The sequence below is a fragment of the Runella sp. genome (genome assembly GCF_027484545.1).
Taxonomy (GTDB): Bacteria; Bacteroidota; Bacteroidia; order Cytophagales; family Spirosomataceae; genus Runella.
In genome coordinates, this window is sequence record NZ_JAIXST010000187.1 from 13,577 (window position 1) to 30,085 (window position 16,509).

The window sequence follows — 16,509 nt, forward strand, 5'->3', positions numbered from 1 at the left end:
GAAATGATGCGTCAAAAAAGGAGATTTAGATTCCCTAAATCCTGATGAAGCATGAAAAACCGGCTACTGATTTTTCTTTTGCTGCAAAGTACGTCTGCGTTATTAGCCCAACAGACCCTATCTTTATCGGAAAGTTTGTCTCCTGACGGTATTGTACTTAATGAAGGCTGGAAATTCCACGCCGGCGATAATCCCGAATGGGCAAAGACGGATTTTGATGACTCGAAGTGGGAAAGCATTGACCCAACGAAGGATTTGGGCGATTTACCTCAGACTCGAAAAGAAGCAATTGGTTGGTTCAGGATTCGATTTAAAGTAGATAGCAGTTTGCTCAACAGGCCATTGGCGTTTCAAGTGTACCAATCCATTGCTTCGGAAATCTATTTGAATGGTAAACTTCTGAAAAAGTATGGCGTAGCCAGTCCCAAAGGGCAGAATGTCGTTGGCTTTCAGCCACATAATGAGCCCGAGGGAATTTTGTTTTCAAGTATCGAACAGAGCTTGGCGGTCCGCTTTTCAGTTCAGCCCAACTTACCGTACTTTTTTTATATCCGCCCCTACAAGGTCCTTGAATTTCGGTTCAATACGGTTAAAGGTTCTGCGTACATCAGAAGTTTAGAAACAAAACATTTCGGGTTGAATTGTTTTGAAGCCGGGCTGTTTTTGTTGTTGGCGCTGATTCACTTGATTTTCTTTATCAACTATTCGAAAGAAAAAGCCAACTTATATTTTGCCTTATCGACCTTTTCAATCGGAATGGGCCATCTCTTTTTCGGATTCATCCTTACCTCCAACTCATTGACTTTCAAAGCGTATGCTTCATCCATAGATTACCCTCTCATTCTATCCGTCTATGGGTTATTTTTATACTTGGCTGTGTGGGATTCGTTTTCAAATAAGAAGAGCTTTGTTTTTTGGTTTATTATTTTTTATACGCTGATTAGAGTTTTCACCTTCACTCTCAATTACCAATGGGGATATTTATGGGGACTGATTGTTCCCCTTTTTTTATGTAACCTCGAATCTCTACGTATCAGTTATAAGGCTTTTCGTAATCAACAAAAAGGTGTAGGCGTTATCGTTATCGGCCTTATTTCCTATTTCATCCTTTTTTTATGGTTTATGCTTATTGTGTTGCAAATAGTGCCTAATCAACCGTTTATTCAGGAATATGACTTAGGGAGCGTATTGTACAACGGCAGTCTGTTTTGTGCTCCTTTGTCATTCTCAATCTATCTGTCAAGAAAATTTGCCATTACCAGCAAGAATTTAGGACTAAAACTCATTGAAGTTCAACAACTTTCCGAAGAAAAAGAAGTCACCCTCCTCCAACAAAACGCTGAATTACAAGCCGCTTTATTACAAGGGCAAACCACCGAACGTAAACGCGTGGCCGCTGATTTGCACGACAATCTGGGCACCAGCCTCTCTGCCCTTCGCTGGAATCTGGAAGCCATCAATGCTAAAAATCTGAACAAAAACGAGCAGGAAGCCTATCAAAACCTGCATTCCATGATTGACAAAGCGTATAACGAAGTGCGTCTGTTGAGTCATAACCTGTTGCCGGAAGATTTGGAAAAACAGGGATTACAAGCTGCTTTGCAGAGTTTTGTCCGCAAAATCAACCAAAATACCTCCCTCAAATTCATCCTCTCTTTTCCCGAAAATTTCCCCCGATTATCTCCCAAAATTGAGTTTGAACTTTATAGTATCTGTCTGGAACTCATCAATAACATCCTCAAACATGCCCAAGCCACTCAGGCAAGTATTGGGTATAGAGTAGTCAGTAATAAGTTAAAATTAACCGTAACTGATAATGGCAAAGGGTTTTTTGAAAACGGCTCTACGGGCAAAGGACTGCGCAACATCGCCGAGCGCGTCAAGTCATTTGGCGGCACTTGGGAAGTAACATCAGAAGAAGGGTTTGGGGTGGTGAATGAGATTGCAGTGAATGTAAACTACTGAACCAAGCCATGTCGCATAGCGTATTTGACTACTCCCACTACACTTTTTACTCCCAGTTTCTGCATTACATTGCGGCGATGCGTCTCCACCGTAGGAATACTGATACAGAATGTATTGGCAATTTCATGGGAAGATAATTCTTTGGCTATCAATTGTATAATTTCAATTTCCCGGCCCGTCAGGTGCAAAATTGTAGCGGGTTGTGCCTCGTTCAGGTCTTCGGACGCATTGGCTGACAGTTCTTCAATAACCGCCTCACTATAATATTTACGCCCTGTAATAATCGTTTGCACGGCTTTTTCCAATTCTTCCCGCCCCGATTTTTCAGTACATAACCGTTTACTCCTGCCTTAATAGCCTCCCGAATGTGGGGAGCGTCTTCGGCCATCCTCAACAGTAATATTTTAACATCTGTGTGTTTTTTCCGCAGTTGCAACGTCAAATCTATGCCGGTGAGGTACGGCATGTGTAAATCGGAAACCGCTACGTCAATTTCATGTGCTTCGAGAAGCGGAAGTACCTGCCTGCTGTCAGTTAAAGTGAGGGCAACGGTCACATTCTCAATGGCCGAAAACAATAACCTCAAACTATCCAGTATCAACAATGAGCAATCGAGTCGGCTTAGAAAACATACTTTTTTTATTCAAAGTTAGCGTTTAATTCAAATCATTCCTCTCACCAATTTGGGTAGTTTTCTGTACTTGATTTCAGTCGGTGAAGACACCGACCGAGGCTTTAGGCTTTATGAAACAAGATTTTGCCGAATGGCTTCTTTCACCAACCCTACCACGCTTTTTACCCCCATTTTGCGCAGTAAATGTCGGCGATGAGTTTCTACCGTCGCAATGCTGATTGACAAGTGTTTCGCAATCTCTTCGGTCGTCAATTCGGCGATAATGAGTTGGAGAATTTGAATTTCTCGGTTGGTGAGGGGCATCGAAACCATGTTTTTGCAAAGTTGACCCCTTATTTTTTCATAAGTACTCATGGTTTTCCATGATATTATCTCGTGGAAAACCATGAGTTTCGGTTTTATGTCTCTTAGGAGACTTTCAGAAACATATTTAAAATACGGGAAAAACCCCGTAGCGATACGGGTTTTTTCCCGTTGTATGGTCTTTTCCAATATCGCACTTTTGCAGGGTACTTTATTCAACCTTGATCTATGACTACTTTTAAGCTTATTCAAACTCCCAATGGCGTAATAGGTCTTTATTTGCCAACACTAATGGGCAAATTATTTGTCCCTTTGCGCGAAATTATCCGCCTCGAAGGGCAGCGGAACTATACCCTGTTTGTACTGAATAATGGCAAACCGATTTTAGTTGCCAAAACGTTAGGTTTTTTTGAGGAGCTGCTGCCTGTTAATTTTGTACGGGTAAGCCGCGGTTCTGTTATCAATCTTTCTTATGTAATCCCTTTTAACGGGGGAAATATACGCCTGAAAGATGGCTATGAAATTCCTGTTTCACGCCGAAGAATCAAGCACCTTGAAGCGGTTCAGCAAGTGGCTTTATGCGTTTGATTTATCTGCCGCATATCTCTTGAAAATCACAGAATTGGCACGAATTCAAGTGCTCAGTCTTACTGAACGGTTCATCCGGATTGAGGAGCTTTTCGACAATAAATTTTCGAATGTATTTTTCAGAGTGGGCCACGTACGATTCGGCATCAGTATTGTCATCAAACCGCAATGGATTTTGAATAAAGCCCCGTTTTATATTTCGTAACGAATAAAAACCTGACGTTACTTCGTAGGTGTCTAAATGGAATTCTTTACCCCGCAAACGCAGACCCCGTTCGCGAAGCATCTGCTTGTAGATAAGGTATTGATAGAGCCATAATTGCCTGATTTTCTCATGGTTGGCATTTGTACCCGATGCCATAATTTCATCCAGTTTCTCAGGAGTTACTTTGGGAAGCTGTTCTATTTTCCCCGTTTTATAGTCAGCAACCCGAATGGTTTTGCCCAACAATTCCACTCGGTCAATTTTCCCCGCTATTTTTACCGTAAATACTTCATTCCCAATAGGCACATCAATCGTTGCCACTAATTTCTGCTCGGCAGCCAATACCACCAAACCTTCATTAGAAGTGCGTTGTTCCCGTAAGAAATCCATCACGGTTTGTTCGGCTACCTGATACAGCAAACGATTCACACCGGAATCGGCCTCATAGCCTTTAAACATCTTTTCAAATTCTTCGCGCAGAATGACCTTTATTTGCTCATCGCTGATGGGTTTATCCACCATTAAGTACTCAATATCAATGCGTTCGAGCACTTTATGAATCCACGAGCCAAAATCCGCCGATCCCATGCGTTCTTCCACTTCCTCATCTTCAGACACTCCCGCCACTCGACTGAAATAATACTGAAGCGAGCATTTCAAATATTGATTCAAATGAGTGGCATACAAGCCATCTTTGACCAAAGCAGCCTGTACAAAAGCCAGAATTTCGGGTGTTTTAGGCACCATCCATTCAGTAGCTGTTTGCAGTTTAGAATTGCCTGTTTGGGGTTTAGGGTTTAGGGTTTGTGGTTTGGGAAACTTTAAATCCCCAACTGCCAACTGTGATTCGGAAACAGTAGACTGCGCGTCTGCGGATTGCGCCGCACCGGCATACCGGTCTGCGGACTGTAAACTGTCAACTGCCAACTGTAAACTCTCCGGATTTTCCTGAAACATTACTATATGTTCCTGATAGTTGATGGAGCCATTGGCTTTGGGCACAAGTTCGTGTTGCAGTTGCAAAATAAACCGGCTTTTTTCTCCTCCATTGTAGGTATTGGGGTCGGTCACATAGACCAAATGCACATCATTAGCTCGTTGAAGGAGTCGATAAAAATGATACGACATAATGGCATCCTGGTCGCTGTATACCGGAAGTCCTGCTTCGCGGGCAATATCCCAAGGAATGAGCGAATTTTGACGCTTGGCCGCAGGAAATACCCCTTCGTTCATGGAAAGAATAATAATTTTTTCAAAGTCCAAAGCACGGGTTTCCAACATCCCTATGATTTGTAGCGGACTCACCGGCTCGCCGCTGAAAGGAATGCGCGTTTGACGAATCAGTTCGTACAAAAATGCCTTAAACGTCCGCGGGTTCAGCTTTTCAACGTGTTCGTTACTTAATGTAATTTCAAGCTGTTTGAGTAACGTATAAAATAAATAAAGATATTCCGTCTCAATGGCGTTTTGGGTATCCTTATATACCTCTCGAAGCAAGTCAATGAGCAGATAAAGGGTCTTAATGACCGTATGGGGTTTGTCGTCCCAACGGGTAAAAAGAGCTTTAAACAGCGGGTGATTTTCGCCCCAAGAGAACAGTTGGTCAGAGTCAAGATAGACTAAATTGCGTTGTTCAATCTCCCGAATGGTCGTTTGAATAATGCTGGTAACGCTTGTGTCGCGGTGTTGTAAGGCCAGAAATTCATACCGTCTTATAAACGGGTGATTCAGCACTTTTTGAACAGTTCGGTGATTGAATTTAGGAATCTTAACGGCTCGACCGTCTTTGGAACGGAACTCCGCTATCGTAAACTGAAGTTCAAACAAAGAATCTACCAACGTGAACAGCAAGGAGTTACGGAGCGTAAGCCCCATGGTTATGTTCAAATCCGTAATGCCTTCCTCCAATCCGTTGAGCATTGGGACGAGTAAGTTTTCATCGGCCAATACAATGCCTACTGGGCGTTTTTCGGTGCCACCCTGCTCGTCGGCACACCATTGTCGGTAGAGCTCCCCTGCCACTTTTGCCTGCATGGAGGCATTGGGTACGGCATACACATGTATATCTTTGGGAGTACCCAATAAATGGTTTTCGGTCCATTTCCACTCCCCTGACCAGGCAGCATCGCGGTATTTACGTAGTGATTTCCCTGCTTCGGCAAGGGGATTTTCGCGCATGTAGTAAAAATCAGCATCCCACAAAACCTCCGCCCGTTTGGCCTTGATCAAGGTCTTGATAATGGTTTCTTCCGAAGCACTCAAGGCATTGAAACCGATGAAATAGTAGTGAGTAATGAGTAGTGAGTTTTCAGTAGTGGCTTGTAAACCGGCGGGTGGAACACCGCCTGCTCCGGTCTGCGGAATTCCAAGTAAAAGTTCAGTCGCATTTTCTGCCAGTGTACGGTACGCCATACCACGGTAAGCGCGGTGGCGTGATTGAAGGTCGGCCCTGAAAAGCTCATAGACTTTCTGCAAATTGGAAAAAAGCTCAAAGTACCCTTTCAGGCGCTCCGAATCCGGAGACACGCGGCTTTTAGGCCACTCAATTTGCCAACGTTCGATGGCTTTGGCTTCGGTAATGTAGCTGAACAAATAATCGGGGTCAACGAGAAATTGGTCAATTTGGTCAAAATCACGCAACAACATGGTGGCCCACTGCAAATAACGCTCGAAAGTAATGTGTTTGTCGACCTGTTTGAATATATCGTACAGTTCAAACAACAGACTCACGTTATCGGAAATCTCTACCCCGCACCGTTGAGCCACAAAATCATCAATAGCTATTACCTCGGGAGCTAAAAAGGGACGATTGGAACACTGTGCCAAAGCGCGTTTAAAAAAATACCCCGCTCGTTGGGTCGGAACTATAATACATAAATTTTCGAGCGATTTGACATCCGGATATTTGTTAAAAATAGTCCAGGCAGATTTTTCTAAGAATGTTTCGAGCATATTTTCTTACTTAATTCTTCACTTTTTGGCGTTACCCCCTCCTTTACCACTTCACTTCATCAAATATTTATACTCAATATTTACGACTTTTTTTGTAATTTTTAATTGTTTTTTAATTTCAAGGTAACTTTTTGTAAAGTTAGTTGTTTTACAAGAGTTAGTAATAACACCATTTTGAATCACCATTTTCATTAACAAAAAACCAAACTAAATCGTATGCGAAAAATTCTACTGGTAAGCATCTGCTTATTATTGGCTGCTTGTGTTCAGCTTCGGGCACAAGAGCGAACCATCACGGGCACCGTAACAAGCAGTGATGACGGGACTACCCTTCCGGGAGTAAGTGTGGTAGTCAAAGGTACTACAAGAGGAGCTAATACGGATGCAGATGGCAAGTACAAAATCGGTGTGCCAACGGGCGGACAGTTAGTCTTCAGTTTTGTAGGTTTTGAAAAAACAACAGTTGATATCGGTTCTAAAACCGTTATTAATATTACGTTGGTTCCTGAGCCAAACAACCTCAACGAGGTAGTCGTGACGGCTTACGGCGGTTCTACCGCCAAAAGGGACATTACCGGAGCAGTGGCTCAGGTAAGCGGAAAAACCATTGAAGGCCTCCCTTTGCAAACCATTGACCGTGCGTTGCAGGGTCGTGCGGCAGGAGTTCAGGTAACTGCTACCAGTGGTCAACCGGGCGGGGGGATCAACGTTCGGGTGCGCGGTGTAGGTTCCATCAACGCTGGCAATGACCCTTTGTACATTATTGACGGAGTTCAGGTAGCTACCGGAGGATTATCCGGCGTAGCCAGCTCAAACGTTCTGTCTTCTTTAAACCCCAATGACATTGAGTCAATTCAGGTTTTAAAAGACGCAGCTGCATCCGCTATCTACGGAGCACAAGGCTCCAATGGGGTAGTATTGGTGACGACCAAACGCGGTAAGGCCGGAAGAACAAAGTTCAAAGTTTCGTTTCAGGAAGGATACACCGATTTGTTGAAAAAATTGGATGTATTAACAGCTTCAGAATTTGCCCAGCTTAAAATTGAAGGGTTTGCCAATCGCGCATTGGCTACCAATGCTAACGTAGAAACCGCACGTGCCAACGCCATTACTCAGTTCGGCGATCCTGCAACCGTTCAAAATACGGACTGGCAGAGTTACGTCTATCGTACGGGTCGTTTGCGAATGATTGATGCGTCGGCTACGGGAGGAGATGGCAAAACAAACTTCTACTTAGCGACTTCGTACAACTACCAAGAAGGTCAAATCATCAAATCTGACTTCGGGCGGGGTACGGTTCGTTTGAACGTAGATCACCAAGCCAACAAAAAATTAAAGTTTGAAACTTCAATTGGATTATCTGCTACTACCCAAAACGGTGCGATTTCCGACGGCGCGTTTATCAATAGCCCGTTCTTTTCCGCAGCGTTGATTTTCCCAAATCAACCTGTTTACAATGCAGATGGCTCTTATAATGCACCTTTGGCAGGAGCATTCAGTTATAACCCTGTGCAAAGTGTAGAATACGAAACTCGTTTTAACACGACCATTCAAACAGTAAGTAACTTTGCCCTTAACTACGAAATCATTCCGGGCTTGAAATTCCGTTCATTCTACGGAATAGACTATGCCAACAACCGCGACGATGCCTACCGTGACCCCATTGTGCCACAATTTGCTTCAACCGGTGGCAGTTCTACGGTCAGTAACCGTTATGCGCTCAACTGGAATACTGCTCAAACCCTCAACTACAACAAGCGATTTGGTACTGACCACGACCTCAGTGCATTGGTGGGAGGCGAATATCGCCAGGAAGTATTTGAAACCGTTTCAGCAACTGGCCAAGGTTTTCCCAATGGCTTGTTCCGTACGCTAGCGGCGGCGGCACGTCCTATCACCACCACGGGGACTTACAGCACTTGGCGCATTGCCAGCTTGTTTGGTTCGGCCAATTACAGTTACAAAGACCGATTGTTGGGTACGGCTACTTTGCGTTACGATGGTTCATCGCGTTTTGGTTCCAACAACCGTTATGGTTTGTTCCCGGCGGTTTCGGTGGGTTATCGTATAGCCGAAGAGGGCTTCCTGAAAAAATACTCTTGGTTAACTGAGTTGAAATTATTTGCAGGTTACGGTAAAGCAGGAAACAACAGCATTGACAACTTTGCATCACGGGCGTTGTTTGGTTTGGGAGGTCAGTACATTGATTTACCAGGTATTCGCCCGTCACAGTTAGGAAACGCCAACTTATCGTGGGAAGTAGCTTCGACCATCAACGCTGGGGTAAATTACTCATTGTTCAATGGCCGCGTATTTGGAGAAGTACAGGTGTATCGTAAAATCAACGACAAATTATTGCTCTCTCGTCCTTTGCCAGACGACAGCGGTTTTGGGTCTATTTTTGAAAACTTGGGTAAAGTTGAAAACAAGGGATTGGAAATTGAATTCAGCCACGTCAACTTCAACCGAGGCGGATTCAGATGGGAAACCAACTGGAATGTTTCTTTTCAACGTAATAAAATCTTACAATTATTGCCCGGGCAAACTAATATCGGAACGGGGCTTTGGGTAGGCCAGCCTATTTCCATCAACTGGTATCCGACGTATACGGGTGTAAACCCTGCCGATGGACGCTCCATGTGGTTGGACTCACTCGGCAACATTACTTATACTCTTCAGGCACGTGATTCAAAAATCCAGGGCTCTTCCTATGCCAAAGGCTTTGGTGGATTGACCAACCGTATCACTTACAAGGGGCTTTCGCTCGAAGTGTTCTTCCAAGGTCAATGGGGTAACCAAGTCCTGAACAACAACGGATTCTTTATGGAAAGTTCGGCATCAGCAGGTTGGAACAATATGCAAAGTCAATTAGACCGTTGGACTACCCCCGGGCAAATTACGCGCGTGCCTCGACCTTATGAAGGAGGAACCGAACCCGGTAGCAGTACCATTCAGACGTTTTCCACAAAACAACTCGAAAATGCAAGTTATATACGTCTGAAACAGGTGACCATTGGGTATGATTTGCCTTCCGGTCTGGTTAGGAAGCTGAATATGAGCCAAGTTCGAGTTTTTGCACAAGCTATCAATCTGCTGACTTGGACGGCTTATACGGGCTTAGATCCCGAAATTTTGTTTACGGAAATTGGGCGGTATCCCCAAAGCAAACAAATCACCGGCGGTATCCAAATTGAATTCTAACACCAAATTACTGTAAAAGACATGTTGAAGAAACAAGTTATAAATATACTTTTGGCAGCTTCGGCACTGGTAGCTACTTCTTGCAGCGACCTGCTTGATACTGCGCCAAAACAGTCGGTCAGTCCCGATGTAGCACTTAAAGACATCACCGGCGTTCGTTCGCTGTTGATTTCGGTCTATGACCGACTACAGCCAAACACGTATTACGGAGCAAGGATGATGGTTGCCCCCGAAATCATGGCAGACAATGTTCGTTTGACCAATACCAATTCGAACCGGTATTTCAACGAGCGTGTCAATGCCCCCAGTGCCCACATGCAACAGTTTTGGGCGAACTATGCCGCTATCAATGAAGCCAATTTTATCATTAAAGGCATTGACGGAGCCAATACAACCACTACCGAAAAAGCACAAATCAAAGGAGAAGCTCTATTCCTTCGCGCTTTGCTGTATTTTGACATGGCACGGGTATTTGCCTATGAGCCTACCAAAATCGTAGGAGGAGCTAATCTGGGTTTGATTTTGCGCACTGAGCCCACCGACGACGTATCCAAGGCTGACTTTAAATCTCGTTCAACGATTGAAGAAACCTATCAGTTGATTGAAAAAGACTTGAAAGAAGCCATTTCGTTGTTCCCTGCTACCGGCAATCGCTTCCGGGCAAACAAAGCGGCGGCCAATGCCCTTTTGGCCCGTGTTTATTTGTATTGGGAAAAATATGCCGATGCCATTACCTACGCAACGGCAGCAATTGATGCGCCCAACGGTGCTACTTTTGTAACGGGTGCCAACTATACTTCGGCGTTTACTTCAGCACCTAATCCTGAATCATTTTTTGAAATTAACTATGTTCAGGCTACTGAAAGTTTAGGGGTAAATGAGTCTATGCACTCTTTAACAACAAATCTTACCACAGGAAACTGGGCAGACGTTATACCTACCAATGAACTGTTGGCGCTTTATGAAGCTACCGATATTCGCCGTACTTCAGCTATGTTTTCAGCGACAAAAGGCGGTGAAGCCGTGGTTTTCAGCCGCAAATTCCCAGGGGCAAGAGGGCCGTTTACGGATAACATTCCGGTCATTCGTTTTTCAGAAGTACTTCTCATTCGCGCAGAAGCTTACGCCGCAACTGGTAAAGATGATTTGGCTCTGGTAGATTTGAACCGTATCCGTACCCGGGCAAGTGCAACTCCCGTAGCCGCTACGGTAAAAGGAGCAGATTTAATAGACGCTATCATGCGCGAACGCCGTTTGGAGTTGTATTTGGAAGGCCACCGTTTCTTTGATTTAAAACGCCGTGGTCAAACCATCACCAAAGCAAGCCTTTCGGCGGTGGTTCCTTACGATGATTTTCGGATTTTGGCACCGCTTCCAGTAGCTCAAGTGCAGTTGAACAAGAATCTGAAACAAAATCGCGGTTATTAATAGGCTGCTCATTTAAAATCTTAAAAACATGAAAAATAAATTCATCTGTTTTCTAACGGCAGGCGTGTTGGCATTATCGCTGAGCTCGTGCTTTGAAAATCCGACTTGGACTTATGATTTAGCCCCGGTAGTCGAATTCAAAAATCCACGGGCTGGTTTTGCTACCCAACCTACCAACAATGTTTCCAACGGAGTAGCTCAACGCACTATCCGTCAATTGCTCAAAAGAGACAGTATTTTGGTTCAATTGGTAGGTGCGCAGCGTGCCGAAGCTACTTCGATAGGGTATATCATTGATGCCAGTAAGAGTACAGCAGTAGAAAATATCAACTACCGTATCCTTGAAACCAAAGGCACCGTCACCATTCCTGCCAACAGCAGCTCGGCTTATCTGAAGTTTGAAATACTGGAAGGAATCCCAACCACAGTAGCTGCCACGCAGAATTACCCATTAGTATTGACGCTTGTTGGAAATGACCAGCTAAAACCCAGCGAAAACTACAAGACGTTCACGCTAAATATCAGAAGGTAATACCCACGAGAGAAATCTCAACAATCTAAAGCGACGCCCTGAAAGCGTCGCTTTTTTGTTTCAGTTAGCCGACACATATCTCAAATTCGTCGCGGCACCCCGTAAAACCGCTCGTTTTTTGTTAAATATGCTGTAAAATGAAGAGTGAAGAGGCTCTTGTTGCCGTAAGGAACGATTGAAGAAACTTGCTGGTTTTATATTGACTACCGCAGCGGCGGCCACTCACTCCTAACTACTCACTACTACCTTATCAATGAGCAAGCCTTTAAAATCTATTTTAACAGTCATTGTCATTTTATTAATTACCGGATTAGCGTTTTACCCCCGCTTGAAAGAATACACATCCAAGAAACCGGAAAAAGGCGCTGAAGCAGGCAAAGGCCCGGCCAGTGCAGGCGCAAAAGGCGGAGGAGGTCCCGCTCCCATTGAAATAATGGTCGTGAGCAATCAGAAAAAAAAAAAAAAAATACTTTCTACCGGTACCATTATCGCCAATGAAGAAGTCGAAATCCGCAGTGAAATAGCCGGACGCATTACTTCCATCAATTTTCGGGAAGGAGATTATGTAAAGAAAGGCACGGTATTGATTCGTATCAATGATGCGGATTTGCAGGCTCAACTTCAAAAATTTGTGTATCAGAAAAAATTAGCAGAAGTAAACGAAGAAAGACAAAAACGGCTCCTCGAAAAAGAAGCCATCAGCCAGCGCGATTATGACATCAGTTTGACGAATCTGAACAGTATCAATGCCGATATCGACAATCTGAAAGCACAAATTGCAAAAACGGTAATTAAGGCTCCTTTTGACGGCACCATTGGCTTGCGTTACGTAAGTGAAGGAAGTTATACCAACAATGCCACTCGTATTGCGACGCTTACCAACGTCAACCCTGCAAAATTGGACTTTTCAGTGCCAGCCAAATACGCTACTATCGTTCGGAAAGGAACTTCGATTACGTTTACGACTGAAAGTGGTGATGAGAAATTTCGCGGTACGGTCTACGCCGTTGAACCTAAGATTGACCCCAGCACTCGTACGCTTACCCTCCGGGCCACAAGCCCAAATTCAGCCCGAAAGCTGGTTCCCGGTTCTTTTGCACGGGTAGAAATCATACTCAGCTCGAAAGCAAACGCGATTGTAGTACCTACCGAGGCGGTCATTCCTAATTTAAGTGGACACAGTGTATTTGTGGTTCGGAATAACAAAGCCGAATCAGCCAAGGTAGAAATTGGAACCCGCAACGATAAAACGATTGAGATTATCAAAGGATTAAACGTAGGTGACACGCTCATAACTTCCGGGATATTGCAGGTGAAACCGGGCGGCGACGTGGATATTAAAACAGCAGCAAGCAAACAACTATAACATGGCTTCACTATCTACAACCAGTATTCAGCGACCCGTATTGGCAGTGGTAATGTCGCTGATTATCATCATTTTCGGTCTGATTGGGTTTTCTTATTTGGGGGTACGGGAATATCCAAGTGTGGATCCTCCCGTTATCAACGTGGCTACCAACTATACCGGAGCCAACGCCGAGATCATTGAGTCGCAGATTACCGAACCGTTGGAGGAATCCATCAACGGGATTTCGGGCATTAAGACCCTGGCTTCTTCCAGCCGGGACGGCCGCAGCAACATTACCGTTGAGTTTGATTTAGGAGTTGACTTGGAAACGGCCGCCAATGACGTGCGTGACCGTGTTTCCCGCTCTTTGGGGTTGTTACCACGCGACATTGACCCGCCGATTGTATCCAAAGCCGATGCCGATTCCAACCCAATTTTCTTCCTGAACGTAAAAAGTGATAAACGTTCGATGCTGGAACTGACCGACGTAGTGGAACGTCAGCTCAAAGAGCGTCTGCAAACTATTCCGGGCGTGAGTTCCATTCAGATATGGGGAGAAAAACGGTTTGCCATGCGTCTGTGGATTGACCCGCTTAAATTGGCTTCGTATCGCCTCACAGCCATTGATGTACTCAATGCCTTGACTCGCCAAAATATTGAGCTTCCTTCCGGAACCATTGAAGGAGCTACTACCGAATTGACCGTTAGAACGCTGGGACGTTTAACCACCGTGAACGAGTTTAATAACCTGATTGTCAAAGAAGAATCTGACCGCGTCGTGAAATTCATGGATGTAGGTCGTGCAGAACTGGCCCCCGAAAACGAACGTACATTGATGCGCCGCGATGGAGTTCCCATGGTAGGTGTAGCGGTAGTACCTCAGCCGGGGGCAAACCAAATTGCCATTGTGGATGAGGTGTACAAACGTTTTGAGCAAATCAAAAAAGAATTACCACAGGATATAGTTCCGGCCATTGGCTTCGATTATACGCGCTCGGTACGGCGTTCGATTGTGGAAGTGGAAGAAACAATCATTACGGCCTTCATTCTGGTAGCTCTCATCATTTTCATTTTCCTCCGTGACTGGCGAAGCACTCTTATCCCCCTTACCGCCATTCCGGTATCGTTGGTGGGTACTTTTTTCTTAATGTACATAATGGGATTCTCCATTAACGTGTTGACACTCTTGGGAATCGTTCTTTCCATCGGTCTGGTGGTCGATGATGCCATCGTGGTTTTGGAAAATATTTATACCAAAATCGAGGAAGGAATGGCCCCCTGGGAGGCAGCCATTGAGGGTTCCAAAGAAATTTATTTTGCGATTATATCCACCACGGTTACGTTGGCAGCTGTGTTCTTGCCCATTATTTTCTTACAGGGAGTAACGGGCCGTTTGTTTCGCGAGTTTGGGATTGTGGTCGCCGGTTCGGTGATTATTTCGGCCTTTGTGTCGTTAACGCTGACCCCGATGCTCAGCTCCAAATTACTCAAAACTCGCCACAAACAGCCGTGGCTTTACCGAGTTACGGAGCCTTTCTTCAAGTGGCTTAACAATGCCTACGAATCCTCTTTGACAGGTTTTATGCAGGTAAGATGGTTAGCGTGGGTATTGATGGCAGGATTTATTGGGGTTATCTACTTACTCTTCAAATACGACGCCATCCCCTCCGAATTGGCTCCCATGGAAGACCGCAGGGGATTTCGGGTTTCGCTCACCATGCAGGAAGGCGCTACTTTTGATTTTACCGACCGTTATCTACAGGGCTTTGCCAAAGTGGTGGAAGATGAAGTAAAAGTAAATGAACGCGCTGCACTCATTACCATTACAGCCCCCGGATTTTCGACCAATGCCACCAATACGGGCTTTGTGCGGGTGGTGTTAAGCGAGCCTGAAATGCGCCAGCGCTCTCAAATGGAGATTGCGGAAGTGATTCAGGGCAAAATCAAGAAAATATCCGGTGCCAAATCGTTTGTCCTTCAAGACCCTACAATTCAAACGGGGCAACGGGGAGCAAGCAACTTCCCAGTTTCGTACGTAATACAAGCAACGAGTTATGAAAAACTTCGCGCGGTGATTCCTGAGTTGATGAAACGTGTCAATGAAAGCCCGATGTTTCAGGGAACAGACATTAATCTCAAGTTTACAAAGCCCGAAATCAGACTTGAAATTGACCGTGATAAGGCTCAAAATTTAGGAGTTTCGATTCAGGATATTGCCCAAACCTTACAGTTGGGTCTTTCCGGACGGCGTTTTGGTTATTTCCTCATGAACGGAAAACAGTATCAGGTCATTGGCCAAATTGACCGTCCCGACCGTAACGATTTAATGGATTTAAAGTCTCTTTTTGTAAAAAGTAACCGAGGCGAATTGATTCAGTTAGACAATTTTGTAAAACTAACTGAGCAAAGTTCCCCGCCTCAGTTGTTCCGATTTAATCGTGCTTCGGCGGCTACTGTTACCGCAGGTTTAACCAAAGGAGTGACTTTGGGAAAAGCCTTGGAAGAAATGGACAGAATTGCAAAAGGAGTCTTAGATGAAACCTACACTACTGCCTTAGACGGACAATCGCGAGAATTCAAAGATAGTTCGTCCAGTTTGCTTTTCGCTTTTGCGTTGGCGTTGGTGCTGATTTATTTGATTCTGGCTGCTCAGTTTGAGAGTTTCATCGACCCCATTATTATTCTCCTTACGGTGCCGTTGGCGGTTTGCGGTGCTCTGTTATCCCTGTGGGATTTTAGCCAAACGCTCAACGTCTTCAGTCAAATCGGAATCATTACCTTAGTCGGGTTGGTAACCAAAAACGGGATTTTGATTGTCGAATTTGCCAACCAACGAAAGGAAACCGGCCTCACTGCATTGCAAGCCGTTACAGAAGCGGCGGCAGCCCGTTTCCGTCCCATTGTGATGACCAGTTTGTGTGCTATTTTGGGGATTTTGCCCATTGCTCTGGCCTTAGGTGCAGGTTCCGAAAGCCGCGTTTCCATGGGAATTTCGGTGGTAGGAGGATTGTTGTTTTCTACGATTTTGACACTTTATATCATACCCGCCATCTATTCTTACTTATCGCGCAATCGTAAGTTGAATCCGGACGAAATTGCTCAGAAAAAGTTGTTGGCGGCAGAACAAGCTTAGCCGTGCTGTTATTCCATACCCCTTTCTCGCAAGCCCCTGTTGAACAAAACCTTCGGTAGCTATATTTCTTCAAAAGGCTTAATTTTAAGGCCAATTTAAACTTAAACTTTATCATGACAAAAAAAGAATTCTGATGAGCTGCATGAGAACAAGCTTATCAATCGTGCGGGCCGAGAAGTGCCCGGCTTTCAGGAATTAATCCACCGTTTTGAGCGCAGTA

11 protein-coding genes are annotated in these 16,509 nt (G+C 44.7%); 7 read left to right on the forward strand and 4 right to left on the reverse strand.

Going from position 1 to position 16,509, the window contains the following annotated elements; genetic code table 11:
- Window positions 1-51: 51 nt before the first annotated feature.
- Window positions 52-1,965: a histidine kinase gene (locus Q0081_RS17450; protein ID WP_298355957.1), complete on the forward strand. Its 1,914-nt coding sequence runs from the start codon at window positions 52-54 to the stop codon at window positions 1,963-1,965.
- On the opposite strand, the gene Q0081_RS17455 is transcribed toward Q0081_RS17450, so the two are convergent.
- From Q0081_RS17455 to Q0081_RS17465, 3 genes are all read right to left on the reverse strand, one after another.
- Entirely contained in the window at window positions 1,959-2,258 is a 300-nt protein-coding gene (locus tag Q0081_RS17455; protein WP_298355960.1) for a response regulator transcription factor, read from the reverse strand. The two genes, Q0081_RS17450 and Q0081_RS17455, sit on opposite strands and share 7 nt — an antisense overlap.
- A complete protein-coding gene (locus Q0081_RS17460) occupies window positions 2,177-2,521 on the reverse strand; it encodes a response regulator transcription factor (protein ID WP_298355985.1) in 345 nt (114 codons plus the stop codon). The genes Q0081_RS17455 and Q0081_RS17460 overlap by 82 nt, the downstream gene beginning before the upstream one ends.
- Window positions 2,522-2,707: 186 nt before the next feature.
- Window positions 2,708-2,953, reverse strand: coding sequence for a response regulator transcription factor (locus Q0081_RS17465; RefSeq protein WP_298355963.1), 246 nt, complete (start codon window positions 2,951-2,953; stop codon window positions 2,708-2,710).
- A gap of 177 nt (window positions 2,954-3,130) precedes the next feature.
- On the opposite strand from Q0081_RS17465, the gene Q0081_RS17470 reads away from it, so the two are divergent.
- Window positions 3,131-3,490: a LytTR family DNA-binding domain-containing protein gene (locus tag Q0081_RS17470; RefSeq protein WP_298355966.1), complete on the forward strand. Its 360-nt coding sequence runs from the start codon at window positions 3,131-3,133 to the stop codon at window positions 3,488-3,490.
- 1 nt (window position 3,491) lies between these two features.
- On the opposite strand, the gene Q0081_RS17475 is transcribed toward Q0081_RS17470, so the two are convergent.
- Window positions 3,492-6,647: a PD-(D/E)XK nuclease family protein gene (locus tag Q0081_RS17475; RefSeq protein ID WP_298355968.1), complete on the reverse strand. Its 3,156-nt coding sequence runs from the start codon at window positions 6,645-6,647 to the stop codon at window positions 3,492-3,494.
- A 216-nt stretch (window positions 6,648-6,863) separates the two neighbouring features.
- Between Q0081_RS17475 and Q0081_RS17480 the strand changes: the two genes are divergently transcribed.
- The 5 genes from Q0081_RS17480 (at window position 6,864) to Q0081_RS17500 (ending at window position 16,289) form a co-directional block, all read left to right on the forward strand.
- A complete protein-coding gene (locus Q0081_RS17480; protein WP_298355971.1) occupies window positions 6,864-9,848 on the forward strand; it encodes a TonB-dependent receptor in 2,985 nt (994 codons plus the stop codon).
- Between the two features lie 21 nt (window positions 9,849-9,869).
- Entirely contained in the window at window positions 9,870-11,276 is a 1,407-nt protein-coding gene (locus tag Q0081_RS17485; RefSeq protein ID WP_298355973.1) for a RagB/SusD family nutrient uptake outer membrane protein, read from the forward strand.
- A 28-nt stretch (window positions 11,277-11,304) separates the two neighbouring features.
- Window positions 11,305-11,808 carry a hypothetical protein gene (locus Q0081_RS17490; protein ID WP_298355976.1) on the forward strand — a complete coding sequence of 168 codons (504 nt, stop codon included), beginning with the start codon at window positions 11,305-11,307 and terminating at the stop codon, window positions 11,806-11,808.
- Window positions 11,809-12,061: 253 nt separating this feature from the next.
- The gene (locus Q0081_RS17495; RefSeq protein ID WP_298355979.1) at window positions 12,062-13,174 is read left to right on the forward strand and encodes an efflux RND transporter periplasmic adaptor subunit; all 1,113 of its coding nucleotides are present in this window, start codon (window positions 12,062-12,064) and stop codon (window positions 13,172-13,174) included.
- A 1-nt stretch (window position 13,175) separates the two neighbouring features.
- Window positions 13,176-16,289: an efflux RND transporter permease subunit gene (locus tag Q0081_RS17500; protein WP_298355982.1), complete on the forward strand. Its 3,114-nt coding sequence runs from the start codon at window positions 13,176-13,178 to the stop codon at window positions 16,287-16,289.
- Window positions 16,290-16,509 lie beyond the last annotated feature (220 nt).